Origin of the sequence: Flavobacterium orientale (genome assembly GCF_014638005.1) — a bacterium.
In the GTDB taxonomy this organism is placed as follows: Bacteria; Bacteroidota; Bacteroidia; order Flavobacteriales; family Flavobacteriaceae; genus Flavobacterium; species Flavobacterium orientale.
On sequence record NZ_BMFG01000042.1, the window covers coordinates 1 to 599 of the forward strand.

General features: G+C 58.6%; 1 protein-coding gene. It reads right to left on the reverse strand.

Annotation, left to right across the window (positions count from 1 at the left end):
* The coding region (locus tag IEV15_RS14730; protein ID WP_229734171.1) for a hypothetical protein at positions 1 to 282 on the reverse strand (282 nt) is incomplete at its 3' end.
* Positions 283 to 599: the final 317 nt, after the last annotated feature.

The following is a 599-nucleotide window of genomic DNA, read 5'->3' on the forward strand; positions in this document are numbered from 1 at the left end:
GCCCAACATGCTGGTGGGCCGCGTGGTCATAAGAACAAGGTTCGCACCCTTCGAGGCGGCCTGCGCGCGGATCGCATTTAGAGCGCGGTCCTGCGCATACTTGTTCGATCCAACCTGAGGAATCAGACCGATCTCTGCGGCGCCGGGACAATCGGGCATGGACGCGAATGACATGCGAACCTGTTCCGGGGCTATGGCTGGATAGCTGGCACCTGTCATCATTGCAGGTTCCACGCATCCGGCTAGCGCGAGCGCGAGGCCCAGCGGCAAAACTCGTTTCATATCAATGTCCTTTGCTACGTCTTCCGTTGGCGTAAGCACGAAAAGTGGCGAGGGTTTGGCAATCAGGCGGCAATATCTCCCACCTCAGGACTGTCTCGAGTCACACCTTGCATAGCTGATCCGCGTTGTAGGTGATCTGCGCCCCGGTCTTGGGATCAACGCAGATGACCTTGCCGTCCTCCGTGTCGAGCACGAAGAGCTTGCGACCATACGGCCCGGCTGTCACTTCGTGACCTTGTTAGAACTGCGGTTCACGCTTGCGCTTCATCACTATATGGGTGCTTCCGCTTTCGGTGCGGGATCGCACTCGCATACGG